Annotated in this window: 15 protein-coding genes and 2 tRNA genes; 6 read left to right on the top strand and 11 right to left on the bottom strand. The window is 65.5% G+C overall.

Going from position 1 to position 17,826, the window contains the following annotated elements; all coding sequences use genetic code 11:
- Positions 1-334: 334 nt before the first annotated feature.
- Complete coding sequence (locus ACFC3J_RS07380; RefSeq protein WP_375195545.1) at positions 335-490, top strand: hypothetical protein; 156 nt, start codon at positions 335-337, stop codon at positions 488-490.
- Positions 491-493: 3 nt separating this feature from the next.
- Here the strand turns inward: ACFC3J_RS07380 and purU are convergent, their stop codons facing one another.
- From purU to ACFC3J_RS07365, 3 genes are all read right to left on the bottom strand, one after another.
- Positions 494-1,333, bottom strand: coding sequence for a formyltetrahydrofolate deformylase (purU, locus tag ACFC3J_RS07375; RefSeq protein ID WP_375195561.1), 840 nt, complete (start codon positions 1,331-1,333; stop codon positions 494-496).
- Positions 1,334-1,421: 88 nt separating this feature from the next.
- Entirely contained in the window at positions 1,422-2,441 is a 1,020-nt protein-coding gene (locus tag ACFC3J_RS07370; protein WP_375195544.1) for a DUF1338 domain-containing protein, read from the bottom strand.
- 67 nt (positions 2,442-2,508) lie between these two features.
- On the bottom strand, positions 2,509-3,519 hold the full coding sequence (locus ACFC3J_RS07365; RefSeq protein WP_375195543.1) for an SPOR domain-containing protein: 1,011 nt from the start codon (positions 3,517-3,519) through the stop codon (positions 2,509-2,511).
- A 165-nt stretch (positions 3,520-3,684) separates the two neighbouring features.
- Between ACFC3J_RS07365 and ACFC3J_RS07360 the strand changes: the two genes are divergently transcribed.
- From ACFC3J_RS07360 to ACFC3J_RS07350, 3 genes are read left to right on the top strand one after another with little or no spacing between them, the layout of a single operon-like run.
- Positions 3,685-4,404 carry a ParA family protein gene (locus ACFC3J_RS07360; protein ID WP_192666816.1) on the top strand — a complete coding sequence of 240 codons (720 nt, stop codon included), beginning with the start codon at positions 3,685-3,687 and terminating at the stop codon, positions 4,402-4,404.
- A 16-nt stretch (positions 4,405-4,420) separates the two neighbouring features.
- A complete protein-coding gene (locus tag ACFC3J_RS07355) occupies positions 4,421-4,990 on the top strand; it encodes a hypothetical protein (protein ID WP_375195542.1) in 570 nt (189 codons plus the stop codon).
- A gap of 13 nt (positions 4,991-5,003) precedes the next feature.
- On the top strand, positions 5,004-6,323 hold the full coding sequence (locus tag ACFC3J_RS07350) for an SPOR domain-containing protein (protein WP_375195541.1): 1,320 nt from the start codon (positions 5,004-5,006) through the stop codon (positions 6,321-6,323).
- A 141-nt stretch (positions 6,324-6,464) separates the two neighbouring features.
- Here ACFC3J_RS07350 and ACFC3J_RS07345 read toward each other — a convergent pair.
- From ACFC3J_RS07345 to moaA, 4 genes are all read right to left on the bottom strand, one after another.
- Positions 6,465-6,539 (bottom strand) — tRNA-Asn (locus tag ACFC3J_RS07345).
- Positions 6,540-6,600: 61 nt separating this feature from the next.
- A tRNA-Asn gene (locus ACFC3J_RS07340) sits at positions 6,601-6,675 on the bottom strand.
- Between the two features lie 78 nt (positions 6,676-6,753).
- Positions 6,754-7,530 (bottom strand): NAD kinase, encoded by a 777-nt coding sequence (locus ACFC3J_RS07335; protein WP_375195540.1) that lies wholly within the window; start codon positions 7,528-7,530, stop codon positions 6,754-6,756.
- Positions 7,527-8,537, bottom strand: coding sequence for a GTP 3',8-cyclase MoaA (gene moaA / locus ACFC3J_RS07330; RefSeq protein ID WP_375195539.1), 1,011 nt, complete (start codon positions 8,535-8,537; stop codon positions 7,527-7,529). The genes ACFC3J_RS07335 and moaA overlap by 4 nt, the downstream gene beginning before the upstream one ends.
- Positions 8,538-8,646: 109 nt before the next feature.
- On the opposite strand from moaA, the gene ACFC3J_RS07325 reads away from it, so the two are divergent.
- Positions 8,647-10,659, top strand: a complete 2,013-nt coding sequence (locus tag ACFC3J_RS07325) for a putative bifunctional diguanylate cyclase/phosphodiesterase (protein ID WP_375195538.1) — start codon at positions 8,647-8,649, stop codon at positions 10,657-10,659.
- On the opposite strand, the gene ACFC3J_RS07320 is transcribed toward ACFC3J_RS07325, so the two are convergent.
- The 4 genes from ACFC3J_RS07320 to ACFC3J_RS07305 form a co-directional block, all read right to left on the bottom strand.
- Entirely contained in the window at positions 10,648-11,394 is a 747-nt protein-coding gene (locus ACFC3J_RS07320; RefSeq protein WP_375195537.1) for a TorF family putative porin, read from the bottom strand. The two genes, ACFC3J_RS07325 and ACFC3J_RS07320, sit on opposite strands and share 12 nt — an antisense overlap.
- The gene (locus ACFC3J_RS07315; protein WP_375195536.1) at positions 11,366-11,776 is read right to left on the bottom strand and encodes a hypothetical protein; all 411 of its coding nucleotides are present in this window, start codon (positions 11,774-11,776) and stop codon (positions 11,366-11,368) included. The genes ACFC3J_RS07320 and ACFC3J_RS07315 overlap by 29 nt, the downstream gene beginning before the upstream one ends.
- Positions 11,777-11,878: 102 nt before the next feature.
- Positions 11,879-15,340, bottom strand: a complete 3,462-nt coding sequence (gene mfd / locus ACFC3J_RS07310) for a transcription-repair coupling factor (RefSeq protein ID WP_375195535.1) — start codon at positions 15,338-15,340, stop codon at positions 11,879-11,881.
- Between the two features lie 65 nt (positions 15,341-15,405).
- Positions 15,406-15,675 carry a succinate dehydrogenase assembly factor 2 gene (locus ACFC3J_RS07305; protein ID WP_375195534.1) on the bottom strand — a complete coding sequence of 90 codons (270 nt, stop codon included), beginning with the start codon at positions 15,673-15,675 and terminating at the stop codon, positions 15,406-15,408.
- An 86-nt stretch (positions 15,676-15,761) separates the two neighbouring features.
- Here ACFC3J_RS07305 and recG point away from each other — a divergent pair, with 86 nt between their 5' ends.
- On the top strand, positions 15,762-17,825 hold the full coding sequence (gene recG / locus ACFC3J_RS07300; RefSeq protein ID WP_375195533.1) for an ATP-dependent DNA helicase RecG: 2,064 nt from the start codon (positions 15,762-15,764) through the stop codon (positions 17,823-17,825).
- Position 17,826 lies beyond the last annotated feature (1 nt).

The raw sequence follows: 17,826 nt of genomic DNA, 5'->3' as shown, positions 1-17,826 counted from the left end.
GAGCCTGCTGATCATGGGCTGGTTCATCTATAATGTAGCGTTCTGACGCGCCGCTCTCCCTCATCCCTTGCCGCTTTTATGGCATGGGCGCTTTGTCTGAAGCTTTTATGTGCCGTTATCCTGCTTATGCGTGGCGGGCCACAAAAGCTGCACTCTACCCCTCATAAAGCAAAGTTATCTTTCCGCCTCTCTATTGCATGAGTAGAGATATGCGTGAGCTTAGGCTCCGCGGCTTTTGAAGGATGTCAGCTTGCTCCGCGTCATCAACGGCTAAAGCGCACGGCACTGAAGCGACCACGCAAGGTTTCGTGTTCCTCCGCATCAGGAGAAGACGATGACCAAGACTGTTTCCCGTGCCAACCGGCGGCGCCATGCCGCGATTGGCCAGCAGATTCACATTCCGCATTCATCCTGGACGCGCACAGATCGCGCGTCCGAGCAGGCTGCGCCAGTCAAGCCCGATGAATTTTGGATCCGCCTTGGTTTGTAGCCTTTAGCGGAAAACCACCGTCTTTCCGCCATTCAGCAGGACCCGCCGGTCGGCCAGCCAGCTTACTGCGCGGGCCAGCACCTGCGCTTCTATGTCGCGGCCGATGCGGATCATGTCCTCTGCCGTGGCACGGTGGTCGACACGCTCTACCGCCTGTTCGATGATGGGCCCTTCGTCGAGGTCGGCGGTCACGAAATGGGCCGTCGCTCCGATCAGCTTGACGCCGCGCTCATGCGCGCGGTGATAGGGGCGCGCACCCTTGAAGCCCGGCAGGAAGCTGTGATGGATGTTGACGCAGCGTCCTTCCAGCTTGTCGACCAGCCCTTCGGACAGCACCTGCATATAGCGCGCCAGGATCAGATATTCCGACCGCGTCCGTTCGAACAGGCCGAGCAGCGCGGCTTCCTGCGCCGCCTTGTCGCCGTTGGGCGGCAGTTCATGATAGGGAATGCCGTGCCATTCGGTGATCCGGCGCATGTCGGGATGGTTGGACGCCACGCCCATGATGTCGACCGCCAGCGTCCCCGTCTGCCAGCGATGCAGCAGGTCGGCGAGGCAGTGCGATCCCTTGGACACGGCGATCAGCATGCGCGGCTTTTCGTCCGCCGCCGTCAGCCGCCAGTCCATGGCGAAGCGCGTTCCCACCGCCGCAAATTCCTGCCGCAGCCGGTCGGTGTCGCCCATGCGCTCATCGGTCGCCTCGAACGCGACGCGCATGAAGAAGCGGTCGGCCTCCCGGTCGGCATATTGCTGGCTGTCGGTAATGAAGCCGCCGCGCTCGGCCAGAAACTGACTCACCGCCGCAACGATGCCCACCCGATCGCCGCAGACCAGAGTGAGCACCCAGGATGGGACAACCGATAATGTCAAAGCAACGCCTCCCCGAACAGATAGGCTGGCGTTGCCCTAAGCCGTCGCGCCGATCAACCCGTCAGTCGGGCTTCGCGCTGGTCATGGCGAAAATCCCGGTCGCATTGCCGGTGTCGAAGGCCAGATCAAGGCCTCCCGTCTCCGGATCGATGTCGCGGCTGATGAATTCGTAGAAGGACCCCGGCACCCGGCGCAGTTCATGCCCCGCAAACAGCCGCTCGACCGTGTCGGCCCGGAAGGCGGTCTGCCGCACCCGCCCGGTGCGCGACACTTCCAGCTTTTCCTTCATCGGCCAGTCGTCCGCCTTCAGCCGCTCCGCCAGCCCGGCGACATCGGCCACCCGGTCGGTCGCATGGTTGAAGGCATTGCCCTCGGTCGCGATCCACGCCGCTTCGTGGGAGCGGGAGAGCAGCAGTTCATAATCCCCAATGCTGGCCGGCTCATGCTGCCGGTCGAAGGCGCTGACGATTACCGGCAATGCGGCGGCGGCATCCGCGAAAGTCACATCCTCGCCCGCCGCATAACGTGCCAGAACCGCCTGCGCCTCCGTCGTCAGCGGATCGCGCGAGGTGCCGAACACCCGCGCCGCGACCTCTGCAAATTCGGGATCGAAACGATCGACATGCAGTTCAGACAGGAAGAATTGCGGAATAGCCTCCGGCCAGTCGGCGTGGCGATAGGCCCTCCCGGTCATCCGCAGGCGGTCCAGCGGATAGATGGCGGCCATTTCATAGCCCAGCGGCAGGAATATGCGGGTGAAGGCCTCTTCGCCGGGCGGCAAAGCGCCGGTCGGCCCTTCCGGCAGGCGCACCGTCCGCAGCGCGCCATGATCGAACGTCACCTTGCCTCCGCGGGCCGTCCGGTCAGCCACATAGGCGGCCCCGCTCGGCACGCGCTCCAGCAGGTCATGAAACAGCACGACATTCATCGCCATGGCAAAGGCGCCGCGTGAAACCGTCGGCGTCCCTTCAGCCATCAGGTCCGGGTCGATGGCGAGCGCTGCCAGCGCCTGCGACGCTGCGTCCGCGCCGAGCACTATCTCTACCAGCGCGGCGACCGTTGCTTGCTCTTTCCCTGTCATGCCGAGGCTCCAATCCTGAAGCCGCCTTATGCCACGCTTGAAATAAAGTTCCAAGCGGTAGCAATATTCACATCTTCTTCGGCATGCACTCCGCGCCTGCCGCCTTAATCGCCCCACATAGCTTCGACGCGTCCGCGCCGCTTGCCAATGGTCCCGCCTGAAGCCGGGTCACGCCGCCGCTCGTCAAGATATAGGGCTGATAGCCCGACAGGCCGCTTACCCTGGCGCTGAGCTGGCTCCAGAGCGTCCGGGCGCGAGCCTCCGCGCTGAAGGCGCCGATCTGCACCCGCCAGTTGCCGCCGCCGGCTGCTCGCGGCAAGGCGGGCTTGGCCGCGGCGGCCTTCACCGGGGGCCTGGCCACCGGCGCCGCTTCGACCGGCTTCGGCCTGGCGGGTGGATTGGAGGGCGCCGTGCTGGAAGGAGGTAATTCGGCCGTCCGCAGCCGCGTGGGCGCCTCGCGGGAGATGGCGGCGCTCTGCCGCGAATCGTCGCCTGCCTGCGCTGTCTGTTGCTGCGCCGCCATCGATCGCGCCATGGCGATGCCCTGATCGCGCTGCTCCTGCGGGATATATTTGTCCATCTGTCCCAGGCTGGCCTTCGCCTGCGCGAGGCCGGAGTCGGACGCCCGCGTCATCAGCGCATAGGCCCGGACCCAGTTTTTCGCGGCCAGATCTCCATTGAACAGCGCCGTGCCGACGATATATTGCGCGCGCGGCTCGCCCCGGTCGGCGGCGCGCTGCAAATAGGGCAGGGCGCCCGCCCGGTCGCCCTGCTGGAACATCAGCAGGCCCAGATTGTCCTCGGCCCGGCTATGGCCCTGGGCGGCGGCCTTGCGATACCAGTCGATCGCCGCGCCGGGGTTCGTCTTGACCCCGCGCCCCAGCTTATAGGCCTGACCCATGTTGAACTGCGCGTCGGGATCGCCGGCCTGCGCCAGCGGCTGCCACACCGCGACCGCCTTGGCATAATCGCCCTGCTGCCACGCGTCGACGCCCGCCTTCACATCGGCCAGCGCCGTTTGCGGAAGGCTCAGTACCGCCCCGGCGGCCAGCACGCCCCAGATATGCTTCATGCTCATGCTCCCATCGGCTTTGCGCGCTTCATGCCAGATCAAGGTTAATAGCGGCTTAGCGCTGCGGCCACCGCTTTTTCCGTGCCTCCTGAGGCTTCCACGCGGATTAACCAATTCTTAGGCGCCGCTATGGCACTTCCTTTTCCAATTGGATTTTCTGGGGGAAATTGCGTGCGGATATTGGCATTGGCATCGCAAAAGGGGGGATCGGGCAAAACCACCCTCTCGGGCCATCTGGCCGTGCAGGCTCAGAGGGCCGGCGCAGGCCCGGTCGTCCTGATCGACATCGATCCGCAGGGTTCGCTGGCGGACTGGTGGAATGAGCGCGAGGCCGAATATCCCGCCTTTGCCCAGACGACCGTTGCGCGTCTGGCCGCCGACCTCGAAATCCTCCGTCAGCAGGGCTTCAAGCTGGCCGTCATCGACACGCCGCCCGCTATCACCATGGCGATCCAGAGCGTCATTTCCGTTGCCGAACTGATCGTTGTCCCGACCCGTCCCAGCCCGCACGACCTTCGCGCCGTCGGGGCGACGGTGGACTTGTGCGAACGCGCAGGAAAGCCGCTGATCTTCGTGGTCAACGCAGCCACGCCCAAGGCGCGGATCACGTCCGAAGCGGCCGTCGCCCTGTCCCAACATGGGACAGTCGCGCCGGTGACGCTGCATCACCGCACCGACTTCGCTGCCTCGATGATCGACGGCCGCACAGTGATGGAGGTCGATCCCAATGGCCGCTCCGCCGCCGAGGTGACGCAGCTATGGACCTATGTGTCCGATCGTCTGGAAAAGAATTTCCGCCGCACCGTCTTTTCCGTTCCGCACAATGCGGTCGGAACGCCCGGCACGGTTCGTCCGGCGAGCGGCGGCTTCGGCCGTCGGGTCACGCAGTAAGAGGAGGGGAAATATCATGACCGAGCCGAAACCTCTTGCTTCCCTGACCTCGGGCCTGCTGGCGCGCAAGGGCGCCGCATCGCCCGCCATGCGCCGCCCGGTGCTGGGCTTTGGCCTGACCTCTGGCGCCAACGCGCTTCAGGAGGATCTGGGCTGGAACGACATGGGCTTCGACGTGACGCAGCCCGAGCCGGTGCCGACCGAGTCTCGCTCCGTCGCGGGGCTGACGCCGATGACTCCGGTTCCCGTCTCGGCCCCCGTGCCTTCGGTCGTGACCGAGCGCGAGGAACTGGCCGAACGCATCGCCGAAAGCGTGTCCGAGCCCATTGCGGAAACGGCGCCCGTCCAGGTCGCCAAGCCCAAAAAGCCCGCCAAGCCCCGCAGCTCTGCGGTGGCGAGGGGCCGTAAGGCGGCTTTCACGTTGCGGCTGGATGCGGACCGGCATCTCAAGCTCCGCCTTGCCAGCGCGATCGTCGGCCGTTCGGCGCAGCAGATGGTGACCGAAGCGCTCGACAGCTTTCTGGGCGGCCTGCCGGAAGTCGACCGTCTGGCGCAACAGCTTCCGCGCTCGCGCAGCGGCAATTGAGGGATAGCAGCCCATGAAGTCCAAGGCTTTCACCAAGGCGGCGATTGCGTCGCTGCTCGTCGGAACGACCATGGTCGGATGCACCGGATCGGCCTTCCGCCCCTCCGCCATCGCCCCGCAGCAAAGCCCCGATCGTCTCGCCGCCTCCGTTGAAAAGGCGCTGGCCGACCGTGATGGCGCCCGCGCGGTGGTGCTTGCCGAGGCCGCCGTCCAGGCCATGCCGCGCGACGCCCGCGCCCGCCAGTTGCTGGGCCGCGCCTATGTGGCGGACGGCCGTTTCGCCTCGGCGGAAACCGCGCTGTCGGACGCGATCGCGCTTGGCCGGGATGATGCCCGCACGATCATTACGCTTGCGCTGGTGAAGGCGGGGCTGGGCAAGGACCGTGAAGCGCGCGACCTGCTGGCGAGCCACACCGGCACCGTCCCTGCCGCCGACTATGGCCTCGCCATGGCGATGGTGGGCGATGCGGAAGAAGGGGTGCGGATCCTCTCGCAACTGATCCACGATCCCTCGGCCACGGCGCAGACCCGCCAGAATCTGGCCTACGCCTACGCCATGGCCGGGCGCTGGAAGGATGCGCGGATGATCGCGGGCATCGACCTCGACCCGCTCGCCGCCAACCAGCGCATCAGCCAATGGGCGCAGACCGCAGCGCCGGGCATGTCGCAGCAGCGGGTTGCAGCCCTGATGGGCATCACGATCAACGGTGCGGATGCGGGCCAACCAGTCGCGCTGGCGCTGGCGCCGGAAGCTGCCTCGGCGCAGATGGCACAAGCCACCCTCGTCGTGCCGGTGCCGCAGGCAGTGTCCGCCGCCGAACAGGCCGCGCAGGCCGGTCCGCTGGAAACGGCCATGGCTGATCCGGCTCCTGCGCCCCAGCCCGTCGTCGCCGAAACGCCCGCGCCGGTCATTCAGAGCCTTGCCGCGCCCGTTCGCGTTGCCGCCCCCCGCGCCGTCGCTCCCGCTCGCCGCGTTGCGCCCGCCCGCGTGCAGAAGGTGGCCTATCGCCCGGCGGCGAAGAGCAACGGCCATTGGGTGGTTCAACTGGGCGCCTATGACAATGCCGCCGTTGCGCAGGAAAAATGGTTCGCAATAGCCCGCCGCGATGGCCGTCTCGCCGCGCTGCCTGTCGTCACCAGCCAGATCGCCGTCAACGGCGCGGGCTTCACCCGCCTTGCCGTCGGCGGCTTCGACGAGAGGGCCGAAGCGGCCGCCCTTTGCCGCGCCATTCAGGCGCGCAGGGGCCAATGCTTCGTGCGGGAGAATGTCGCGGACGCAACGCCGCAGCGCTGGGCCGTTGCAGCACGCGGCCGCCAATATGCCTCGCGCTGACGGTTAAGGCCTGATTGCAGCAATATCGTTTGCGGGCGGCGCCGGAGAGGTGTCCGCCCGCAGCGCTTTTTGCGGCCGTGCGGGGCAGCCTGAAGAGGGGAGGGGCAGGGAGGATCGCTGACTCCCCGTCAGGGGCGAAAATGGCTCCCCGAGTAGGATTCGAACCTACGGCCATTCGATTAACAGTCGAATGCTCTACCGCTGAGCTATCGGGGAGCAACCCGGCTTTCACCGGGCAGGCCGCGCCTTTCAGGGCTGCGGCAAATCTCTCAAAATGTGGCTCCCCGAGTAGGATTCGAACCTACGGCCATTCGATTAACAGTCGAATGCTCTACCGCTGAGCTATCGGGGAGCAGCCCTGCTTTCGCCGGGCAGGCCGCGCCTATAGCAGCGGCTTTCTCGACATGGCAAGCGGCAAATGCAGGAAAAATTACGCGATGAACTGTTCCGCCGCGATCCGGTCATCCAGCGTATGTTCCGGGTCGAAAAGCAGCGTCAGCGGCGTCGTGCGGTCTATCTTCACTTCCACCTGCGACACGTCGCGCACTTCGCGCTGGTCGGCCACGGCGCTCACCGGCCGCTTGACGGGATCAAGCACGCTGAACTGGATTACGGTATTTTCCGGCAGGATCGCGCCGCGCCAGCGCCGGGGGCGGAAGGGGCTGATCGGCGTCAGGGCGACCAGCGCCGATCCCAGCGGCAATATCGGCCCATGCGCCGACAGATTATAGGCGGTCGATCCGGCGGGCGTCGCCACCAGCACCCCGTCGCACACCAGCTCGGGCAGCACGGCGCGGTCGTTGACCTTCACTTCCAGCTTGGCAGTCTGGCGGGTTTCGCGCAGCAGCGACACTTCATTGATGGCGGGGATGGAGAATCTTTCGCCGTCCACCGTGTCGACCGTCATGCGCAGCGGATTGACCTTGAACGGCTTGGCGGCCTCGATCCGCTGTTCCAGCCGTTCCAGCCGCCACTCGTTCATCAGGAAGCCGACCGTGCCCAGATTCATGCCGAACACGGGCAGGATGTTCCGGCCTTCCAGCATGGAGTGCAGCGTCTGGAGCATGAAGCCGTCTCCGCCCAGAGCGATGATCATCTCCGCCTCTTCGACGGGCACGAAATCATAGGCTGCGCGCAGCCTTTCCTCCGCCGCCTTGGCTGCCGGGGTGGGGGAGGCGACCAGAGCGCGCCGGACGTACTGCGTCATCCGCCGGTCACGCTCATATGTCGTTTCACCGCCGCCGAGGCGCCTGCGCCGATATGGAAGTCGTGCTTCGCCGGTTTCAGTCGCAGCGCCCGGTCGATCAGCGGTTCCACGGCGCCGAGGCCGCCTTCCCGGAAGGCGGCCTTGAGGTCGACATGATCTTCATGCCCCAGACACATGAAGATCTTGCCTTCACAGGTCATCCGCATCCGGTTGCAGTCGGCGCAGAAATTGTTGGTGAGCGGCGTGATCAGCCCCAGCCGGGCGCTGAGGCCCTGCACCGCATGATAGCGTGACGGCCCGCCGGTGCGATAGCCGATCGGACTCAGCGCATGATGCTGCCGGATCGCATCGGCCACTTGCATCAGGGGCAGATAATGATCGGTCCGGTCCTCGCCGGTTTCGCCCAGCGGCATCGTCTCGATCAGGCTCAGGTCGAAGCCCTGCGCGTCGCACCAATGCAGCATCGGCAGGATTTCATCCTCATTGATGCCTTTCAGCGCCACCATGTTGATCTTGACCGCCAGCCCCGCCTCCCGCGCCGCGTCCAGCCCGTCCAGCACGGCGCGGATGTCGCCGCCGCGCGTCACATGGGCAAAGCGTTCGGGGTCCCGGCTGTCCAGACTGACATTGACCCGGCGCACGCCCGCATCGGCCAGCGCCTGCGCATGCTGGGCCAGCCGCGTGCCGTTGGTGGTGAGCGTCACTTCGTCCAGCCCGCCGCCCAGATGCCGCCCGATCCGCCGGACGAGGTCGACAATATCCCGCCGCACCAGCGGCTCCCCACCGGTCAGCCGGATCTTTCGCACGCCCCGCGCAATGAAGAGATCAGCGAGCAGCGCGATCTCCTCCAGCGTCAGCACCTCATTTCTGGGCAGGAAGGTCATTCGCTCCGCCATGCAATAGCGGCAGCGCAGGTCGCAGCGGTCCGTCACCGAAATCCGCAAATAGCTGATCCGGCGGCCGAGCGCATCGGTCAGGGCCGTGCGGGCAGGATCGACCGTCTCCACAATGCCTAGCTAGGCGATGGACTCCTCCTCTGCAAGCGCTCCCCGTTGCGCCAATGTGAACGGCCCGGTAACCGATAGACTTTATGGCCGTCCCCAAGGAGCATCATTTGTGAGCGGCGAAACCGCACTGGACGGACAACGGAGCCTCTTCATCCTGTCGCCGGGTGACCGCGACGGCCTGTCACAGCATGCCCAGCAGGCGGGCTGGGGAGCGATGGCGGCCCGGCGCGCCACCGATGCCGCACAGCGCTTTCTGCACAGCGACGCCCAGATCGCGCTGGTCGACATGCGGGGTGTCCGCGACGGCGACATGAAACTGGTCACGTCGCTGGTGCCTGCGGTGGATGCCGGAGGAGGTGCGCTGATCGTCCTTGTCGCCGCGCAGGACATGACGAGTGTGTCGCGCCTGCTGGAGGCCGGAGCGACCCACTTCCTCGCCGCGCCTTTTTCGCAGGAGCAATTGCGCGCTACTCTTTCGTCTGCCCAGCGTCTGGTCGATCGGCTGGTCGGCGGTGTCTCCCACAGTCAGCGCGCCCAGCGCATCCGCCGCGGCGACGCGCTGTTCTGGGAAAGGGAAGGGGACGGCATCCGTCTCAGCGACAATCTCGCCCGTCATCTCGGCGTGGAGGGGCACTGCATCAGCCCCGCAGGCCTTTTGCGCCGCCTGCCCCGTTCTGAGCGCCGCCCGGTCATTGCGGCGCTGCGCGGCATGATGCGCTCGGGCCGAGCGGAGGCCTTTGCCCATGCCGCTCCCGGCCGACCCGGTGACCGGCTGGTCCATCATCTGCGCCTGATCGATGGGACGGTGGCGGCCGATGTCGAGTGGCTCTCCGACGCGCACGGCCATGACGCGGCCGGGCGAGACGAGCTGACCGGCCTGCGCTCGCGTCACGCCGCGCTTGACTGGCTCGATCAGCGCAGGGGGTTGCCGACCACCTTGTTGCTGCTTTCGATCAGCCAGTTCGACCGCATGAACGCAGCCTATGGTCAGGTGGTGGGGGACGCCCTGCTGGGCCGAATCGCTCGCCGGATCGAGCGCATGACCTTCGACGCGGCGGCCGGCTCCATGGTGGCGCGGATCGCGGGCACCGAATTCCTCATCGGCCTGACTGGTGACGCGGCGGCCGCCGACCGCGCAACTTTCCTGGCGCGTCAGTTGATCGGCGCGATCGGCCGCCCTTTCAGCGCGGGCGATCATCTGATCCGCCTGACGGCCCGTTGCGGCATTGCCCAGTCCCGCCCCGACGACGACGCCACCCGCCTCATCCGCCGCGCAGGCACCGCGCTTGCCGACGCAAGGGCCGGGGGCGGGGAGGGCATCCGCATCTTCTCCTCCGAAAAGCGCAGCCGTCAGGTCGACGCCGACCAGCTTGAAACCGATTTGCGGCTCGCGCTGCACCGGGGCGAGATCGGCATCGTTTTCCAGCCGCAATATCCGGTTGAAGGGGAACAGATGATCGGCGTGGAGGCGCTGGCCCGCTGGAATCACCCGCAATATGGGCCGCTGGGCGCGGGCATGCTGTTCGCCACGGCCGAGCGGTCCGATTATATGCTGCCGCTTTCGGCCCATATCCAAGCCGAAGCCTTGCGCCAGGCCGCCGCATGGCCGCGCGCGCTCTCGCATCTGCGCCTGTCGATCAACGTCACGGCCGAGGATATCGCCCAGCCCGGTTTCATGCCGCAATTCCTCAACCTCGTCGACATGAGCGGCTTTCCCCGCTCCCGCCTGACGGTGGAGATCACCGAAAGCGGCCTGATCGAGGATGTCGACACGGCCACGGCATTGCTGACCGCCTTGCGCGCCGAGGGGTTGGCGGTTGCGGTCGATGATTTCGGCACCGGCTATTCCAGCCTTGCCTATCTCAAAAGTCTGCCGCTGGACTATCTCAAGATCGACAGCGGACTGGCGCAGGACATCGCAGGGACCGCCCGCGACCGCATCATCGTCCGCAGCGTCATCCATATGGCGAAATCGCTGGGCCTCAGCGTCATCGCCGAAGGGGTGGAGACCGAGCAGCAGCTCGATCTCCTGACCCGCGAAGGGTGCGACTATTATCAGGGCTTCCTGCGCTCGGCCGGCGTCTCTTCCGCCGAACTGGTGGCGCTCGCCCTAAAGGCTTAGACCCAGCCGTCCGATCAGGCTGGCGCCCGCATGGCGGCGGCCCGGCCCTTCGATGCTGCTGTCGGCGTAACGCAGTCCGGCAAACCAGCGCCCTTTGAAATAATCGACGCTGACGCCATAGTCCCAATAGGCGCCGTCGGGCCGCAATCGCGCCGCCTTCATAGGATCGCGCACCGCCCCGGAAGAATGCCCGGCCCGCGCCGAGAGGGTGAAGGGCGTCCCCGGCACACCCGCCGACGCCGAAGTCGACAGATAGAGATTGTCACCGCCGATGGAGGCCTGCCGCGGCGCGTAGCTGGCGTTGAAATCGACCGTGGCCGGCCCGATCAGGAAACCGGCACCTGCACCGATTTCGCCATAGCCCTGTCCGGAAGCGCCCGGAAAAAGATGATAGCGCCCTTGCGCTGAAATCCGCCATCCGCCCGACTCCCGCACATAGCTTGGCCCCAGATCGAGTGCGGCATCCGCCCCGCCATGCCGCCTGCTGTGCCATAATGAGACAGCTGAACCGTCCAGGCTCAACCCTTCGGCCACCGGCACCGAAACCGATCCGTGCACGACCGGATCGCCATCGCTCCAGCTCAGGCCGCGTCGCCGCTCATCGCTGGCAACTTCAACCGTTGCGGAAATGCCGTCGCTATATTGTGCGAGGGAAGGGGAGGCGCTGGCGGCCAGCGCAACGCCGCAAGCCAGCGCTCCCCGCAACTCAGTTCGACGCCAGATTGCGAACGGCATCAAGTTCAGCCAGCAAGGGCGCGCGATCCTTTTTGGCCACCGCTATCAGATGGTCGCGGATCTTGTCCTCATGCTGCGCCATATTGCGTTCGCCCGACTGGCGGCCCGGCGTGCAGGCGCCATGCTCGCTGCCTGAAAACTGCTTGTCGCTCGAAACGGTGCGCGTCAGCGCCGGCCCGTGGCTCAACGCCCGGTCGATGACGATCGTCGCGGTCCACTGGCAACGCTGCATGTCCATCCGGTTCGGGGCCTTGGCGCCCACGGTCTTCGTGCGGATTTCCGTCCGCGCCGTGTAGGTCGCCTGCACCGGCGAACCGCCATGGTCGATCTGAACGGTATGCGTGGCGGCGGCCGCCGCCATCGCGATGAGGGTCAAACTCATGCAAATTCTCCTGCTTGATGCCGGGCTTTGCCGCCCGGTCATCAAGGCGGGATTTAGGTTGCAACTGTTGCTGGCAGTTGTCTGACGGATAACAAAGGGGTGCTATCCGGCTGCCTTCGCCAACCCCTTCGACAATTGCAAAGCTCCATTCAGCCGCGCCGCCGGATCGGCCCAGGCTCGGTTCACCACCACCTTGCTGTCGGGCCGTAGCCGCGCCACGCCGTTCAATCGCTGAATATAGGCTACCAGCGCTTCGGGCCGGGGGAAGCGATCCTCGACGAAGCTGACCAGCGCCCCCTTCGGCCCGACATCGATCTTGGCGATGTTGGCCGACACGCAATTCTGCTTGATCTCGATGATCTTGAAGAGATTCTGTGTCGGCGCGGGCAGCTTGCCGAAGCGGTCGATCAATTCGGCCGCGAAGGCCTCCAGCCCCTGCCGGTCCTCGACCTCGTTCAGACGCCGATACAACCCCATGCGCAGATCGAGATCGGGCACATAATCCTCCGGGATGAGGATCGGCGCGTCCACGGTGATCTGCGGCGAGAAGCTCTCCCGCTTCTCGATTCCCGCGCCGCCTGCCTTCGCCTCAAGGATCGCATCCTCCAGCATCGACTGATACAGCTCGAACCCGACCTCCTTGATATGGCCGGATTGTTCGTCGCCGACGAGGTTGCCCGCGCCGCGAATGTCGAGATCATGGCTTGCCAACTGGAATCCTGCTCCCAACGTATCCAGATCGGACAGCACCTTCAGCCGTTTTTCCGCGGTCTCGGTAATCACCCGGTTCGCGGGCGTGGTGAAATAGGCATAGGCCCGCGTCTTCGATCGACCCACGCGCCCGCGAAGCTGGTAAAGCTGCGCCAGCCCGAAACGATCCGCCCGGTGGATGATGAGGGTATTGGCGGAAGGAATATCCAGCCCGCTTTCGACGATGGTGGTCGACAGCAGCACATCATAGCGCTTGTCGTAAAAGGCTGACATGCGTTCCTCGACTTCGCTTGCCGCCATCTGGCCGTGCGCGACGATGGGCTTCACCTCCGGCACTTCGGTCCGCAAAAATTCCTCCACCTCGGTCAGGTCGGAAATGCGCGGCACGACGAAGAAGCTCTGCCCACCCCGATAATGCTCGCGCAGCAGCGCCTCGCGGATCACCACCCCGTCCCACGGCATGATATAGGTCCGCACCGCCAGACGATCGACTGGTGGCGTTTGGATCACGGAAAGCTCGCGAAGTCCCGACATCGCCATCTGCAAGGTGCGGGGAATCGGCGTTGCCGTCAGCGTCAGCACATGCACATCGGTCTTGAGACTCTTCAGCCGTTCCTTGTGGGTCACGCCGAACCGCTGTTCCTCGTCAACGATGACCAGCCCCAGTCGCTTGAACTCCAGCCCCTTGGCCAGCAGCGCATGGGTGCCCACGACGATATCGATCGTCCCGTCGGCCAGCCCCGCCTTGACGGCCTTCGCCTCCTTGTCCGGCACCAGCCGCGACAGCCGCCCGATGTTGACGGGAAAGCCCCGGAAGCGTTCCTCGAAATTCATATGATGCTGCCGGGCGAGCAGGGTGGTGGGGCAGATCACCACCACCTGCATCCCGGCCATCGCCGCCACGAAAGCGGCGCGCAGGGCCACCTCGGTTTTGCCGAAGCCAACATCGCCGCATACCAGCCGGTCCATGGGTCGTCCGGCTGCCAGATCCTCGACCACGTCCATGATGGCGCGGTCCTGATCCTCGGTCTCCTGATAGGGGAAGCGATCGACGAACGCAGGGTATCCAGCGCTATCCGGCTCCGCCACGGTCGCAGCGCGCAGCGCTCGCTCCGCCGCCGTCCTGAGCAGCTCACCCGCAATCTCGCGGATGCGCTCCTTCATCCGCGCCTTGCGGCGCTGCCACGCCTCGCCGCCCAGCTTGTCGAGGCTCACCCCCTCGCTGTCGGATCCGTAGCGGGAAAGAACCTCCAGATTCTCGACCGGCACATAGAGTTTGTCGCCGCCCGCATATTCCAGCGCCACGCAGTCATGTGCAGCCTTGGCGACCGGGATTTGCGTCAGCCCCTCGTAGCGGCCGATGCCATGATCCATATGCACGACCAGATCGCCCGGCGAGAGCGTCGCCAGCTCGGCGAGGAAGGCGTCGGCACTCTTCTTCCGCTTGGCCCGCCGCACCAGCCGGTCGCCCAGCATGTCCTGTTCGGTCAGCACCGCCACATCTGGCGCGGTAAAGCCATGATCCAGCGGCAGGACGATCAGCACCGTGCTGCCGCCAGCTGCGATTCCCAAGGCCTCCTGCCAGCTATCTGCCGCAGCGATCCGTTTCAGCCCATGATCGGCCAGAAGCCCGGAAAGCCGCTCCCGCGCACCACCGGAATAGCTCGCAATGACGACCTTCTTCTTCACCCTCTGAAGTGAAGCGACATGCTTGCCCACAGCCTCATAGACGTTGGCGTTCTGCGCCCGTTCCGGCGCGAAATCGCGGGGGCCGTCAACTGCGAAATCGAGGACCGCTGCGCTTTCCGGCTCATGAAAAGGCGTGGTGGCGTGCATCGGCCACGCGCGTACGATGCCGTCCCACTCTTCGGCATCCAGATACAGCGCCCTGGGTTCCAAAGGCCGATACGCTCCTGGATCGGAGGATTTCGCCGCCACGCGATTGGCGTGGTAGTCCCTGATCGCCTCGAACCGCGCATCCGCCGCGCCCGCCACGCCATGATCCAGCACGACCAGCGTATCGTCGCCCAGATGCTCGGTCATCGGCACCAGCCGTTCCTCGAACAGCGGCAGCCAGTGCTCCATCCCCGCGAGACGTCGCCCGTCACTCACCGCCTGATAGAGCGGATCGCCGGTTGCCGTTGCCCCGAATGTCTCGCGATAGCGCCCGCGAAAGCGCTTGATCGTCTCTTCGTCCAGCAAAGCCTCGGACGCGGGCAGCAGCGTAAAACCCTCGACGCTGCCGCTGGTCCGCTGGTCGGCCGGATCGAACCGTCGCACCGTCTCGATCTCATCCCCGAAGAAATCGAGCCGCAGCGGCTGTTCCTCGCCGCCGGGGAACAGATCGACGATGCCGCCGCGAATCGCGAACTCGCCCCGGTCGTGCACGGTGTCGGTCCGCACATAGCCATTGGCCTGCAACATCTCCGCCAGCCGCGAAATCGCGATCCGCTCCTTGGGCGCCAGCTTCGCCACCAACTGCCGCACGCGAAAGGGCGTCAGGGTCCGCTGCGTCAGCGCATTGAGCGTGGTCAGAACCAGCTGCGGTCCCTTGGGCTTTCCCTGAAGGGCATAAAGTCCTGCCAGCCGCGCCGAGGCCGTGCGCAGCGAAGGGCTGGCCCGGTCATAGGGCAGGCAGTCCCAGGCAGGAATTTCGACGATCTCGATTTCCGGCGCGAAATAATGCGCCGTATCCGCCACGGCGCGCATAAGCTGCTCGTCGGGCGCGACGAACAGGGCCCGCGCAGGCGCCGCCCGCGCGATATCCGCAAGCAGCCACGGTTGAAACCCTGCCGGAACCCCCGAAAGGGTCATGGGGGAGGAGGCTTTGAGGATTTTGAGAAGATCGGTCATTCGCTACTCGGTTTCCCTCCCTTCAGGGAGGGGCCAGGGGAGGGCATTGGTGTGCGAAGGGCAGTCTATTTCTTCCCGATCTCCACGAAATCGAGCTTTGCGAACCTGTCCCACATCGGTCCCTGCCACTCCTCCGGCACCGGCAGCACCCCCATGGCCCACGCCATGATGTCCGCATCCTGCTCATCCATGAAGCGCTCGAACCACTGGATCTCGTCTTCGCTCCATTCGGCATGATAGCGATCGAAGAAACCGCCCACGGCCAGATCGGCTTCCTTGATGCCGCGATGCCAGGCCCGGAATTGCAGGCGGCGGATACGGGGATCTTCGTTCACAATTTGTTCCTTGCGCGGGCATGCCGAAATCGCCGATCGGATGTTTGAACCACCGTCCCGGCTGGGCTAGAGCGTTGGCCATAACCATGCGCCCAGATATCCTCAACCCACTCTTCACCGAAATCGAAGCGCTCAAGGGCGTGGGCCCCGCGCTCGCCAAACCGCTGGAACGGCTGGGGCTGGCTCGAGCCGTCGATGTCGCCTTTCATCTGCCGGTCAGCTTCATCGACCGCCGCATGGTCGATGAGCTGATCCTCTCCGACTCGGGCCGCGTCATCGGTATTCAACTCACGCCGACCGATTATCGGGCCTCCGGCAGCGCCCGCGCGCCCTTCCGCGTCATCGCGCAGGACAAATATGGCAACAGCGTCGCGCTGGTCTATTTCGGCCGCAACAGCGCCTGGCCCCGCAAGCTGCTGCCCTTGAACGAACCCAAATTCATCTCCGGCAAGCTGGAGGCCTATGGCGACAATCTCCAGATCGTCCATCCCGACTATGTGCTTCCCCCGGAGGAAGCCGCCACCATCCCCTCGCGAGAGCCGGTCTATGGGCTGTCGGAGGGCCTAACCAACAACCGCATGCGCGATCTCGCCGCCCAGGCCCTGAGCCGCGCCCCGGACCTTCCCGAATGGATCGAACCCAGCCTGCTGGGTCAGAAGGGCTGGCCGACATGGCACGAGGCGCTCACCCGCGTCCACGCCGATCCCAGCGACGCCCAGGCCCGCGAACGCCTCGCCTATGACGAGATTTTCGCCGGCCAGCTCGCGCTGATGCTGGTCCGTCAGTCGTCCCGCAAACGCAGGGGCGTGCCCATCGCGGGAGACGGCCGCCTGCGCGCCATGCTGCAACTGCCCTTCGCTCCCACAGGCGCTCAACGCCGCGCCTTCATGGAGATCGAAGGCGACATGGCCCAACCCGTTCCCATGCTCCGGCTTCTCCAGGGCGATGTAGGCTCCGGCAAGACGCTGGTCGCCCTGATGGCGCTTCTGAACACCGTTGAGGCAGGCGCTCAGGGCGCGTTGCTTGCGCCGACCGAAATCCTCGCCCGCCAGCACTACGAAACGCTGCGGAAGATGGCGTCCGGCCTGCCGGTCAGTATCGCCATCCTCACCGGCCGCGAGAAGGGCAAGACCCGCGAGTCCACCCTGATGGGCCTCGCGGACGGCAGCATAGACATTCTCGTGGGCACCCACGCCATCTTTCAGGAGGCGGTTCGCTACAAAAATCTCGCCCTCGCGGTGATCGACGAACAGCATCGCTTCGGTGTCGCCCAGCGCATGATGCTGGCCGCGAAAGCCGACCGCACCCCGCATCTGCTGGTAATGACCGCGACGCCCATCCCGCGCACGCTGACGCTGACCTATTATGGCGAGATGGACGTATCCCGCCTTGACGAAATGCCGCCGGGCCGCCAGCCGATCCAGACCGTGGTCATGTCGTCCAACCGCCTCGATGAAGTGGTCGAAGCGCTCGCCCGCCACATCGAAGGCGGGGGCCAGGCTTATTGGGTCTGCCCCTTGGTCGAGGAAAGCGAGACCAGCGATCAGGCGGCCGCCGAAGCCCGCGCCGAAATGCTGAAAATGCGCTTCGGCGAACAGGTCGGCCTCGTCCATGGCCGCATGAAAGGCCCGGAAAAGGACGCCGCGATGGAAGCCTTCGCTGGGGCTCGCACGAAGATCCTCGTCGCCACAACCGTCATCGAAGTCGGTGTCGATGTGCCGAACAGCAACCTCATCATCATCGAAGGTGCCGAACGTTTCGGCCTCGCGCAACTCCATCAGCTGAGGGGGCGCGTCGGTCGCGGCCAGAATCACAGCGTCTGCATCCTGCTGCGCGGGGGCGCCCTGTCGGAAACCTCCCGCGCCCGCCTCGCTCTGATGCGGGAAACGAACGACGGCTTCCGCATAGCCGAAGAAGACCTGCGTTTGCGTGGCGCAGGCGAAATCCTGGGCACCCGTCAGTCCGGCGAAGCGCAGTTGAAGATTGCCACCCCCGAGCATCTTTCGGCCTTGCTCGATTCCGCCCGGGACGATGCGCACCTCCTGATCGAGCGCGACGGCGGTCTCACGCAGGCGAGAGGCGAGGCGGCCAGAACCTGCCTCTATCTGTTCGAGCGCGACGCTGCGGTAGGATTGCTCCGAAGCGGCTGAT

Origin of the sequence: Sphingobium sp., from assembly GCF_041987595.1 — a bacterium.
Classification (GTDB): Bacteria; Pseudomonadota; Alphaproteobacteria; order Sphingomonadales; family Sphingomonadaceae; genus Sphingobium.
This window is presented reverse-complemented; position numbering and strand designations above follow the sequence as displayed.

Bases quoted from the DNA above. Each gene is read 5' to 3' on its own strand.
- ACFC3J_RS07380 (WP_375195545.1), top strand. From the start codon at position 335: ATGACCAAGACTGTTTCCCGTGCCAACCGGCGGCGCCATGCCGCGATT.
- ACFC3J_RS07370 (WP_375195544.1), bottom strand. From the start codon at position 2,441: ATGACAGGGAAAGAGCAAGCAACGGTCGCCGCGCTGGTAGAGATAGTG.
- ACFC3J_RS07365 (WP_375195543.1), bottom strand. From the start codon at position 3,519: ATGAGCATGAAGCATATCTGGGGCGTGCTGGCCGCCGGGGCGGTACTG.
- ACFC3J_RS07355 (WP_375195542.1), top strand. From the start codon at position 4,421: ATGACCGAGCCGAAACCTCTTGCTTCCCTGACCTCGGGCCTGCTGGCG.
- ACFC3J_RS07350 (WP_375195541.1), top strand. From the start codon at position 5,004: ATGAAGTCCAAGGCTTTCACCAAGGCGGCGATTGCGTCGCTGCTCGTC.
- ACFC3J_RS07335 (WP_375195540.1), bottom strand. From the start codon at position 7,530: ATGACGCAGTACGTCCGGCGCGCTCTGGTCGCCTCCCCCACCCCGGCA.
- ACFC3J_RS07320 (WP_375195537.1), bottom strand. From the start codon at position 11,394: ATGCCGTTCGCAATCTGGCGTCGAACTGAGTTGCGGGGAGCGCTGGCT.
- ACFC3J_RS07315 (WP_375195536.1), bottom strand. From the start codon at position 11,776: ATGAGTTTGACCCTCATCGCGATGGCGGCGGCCGCCGCCACGCATACC.
- mfd (WP_375195535.1), bottom strand. From the start codon at position 15,340: ATGACCGATCTTCTCAAAATCCTCAAAGCCTCCTCCCCCATGACCCTT.
- recG (WP_375195533.1), top strand. From the start codon at position 15,762: ATGCGCCCAGATATCCTCAACCCACTCTTCACCGAAATCGAAGCGCTC.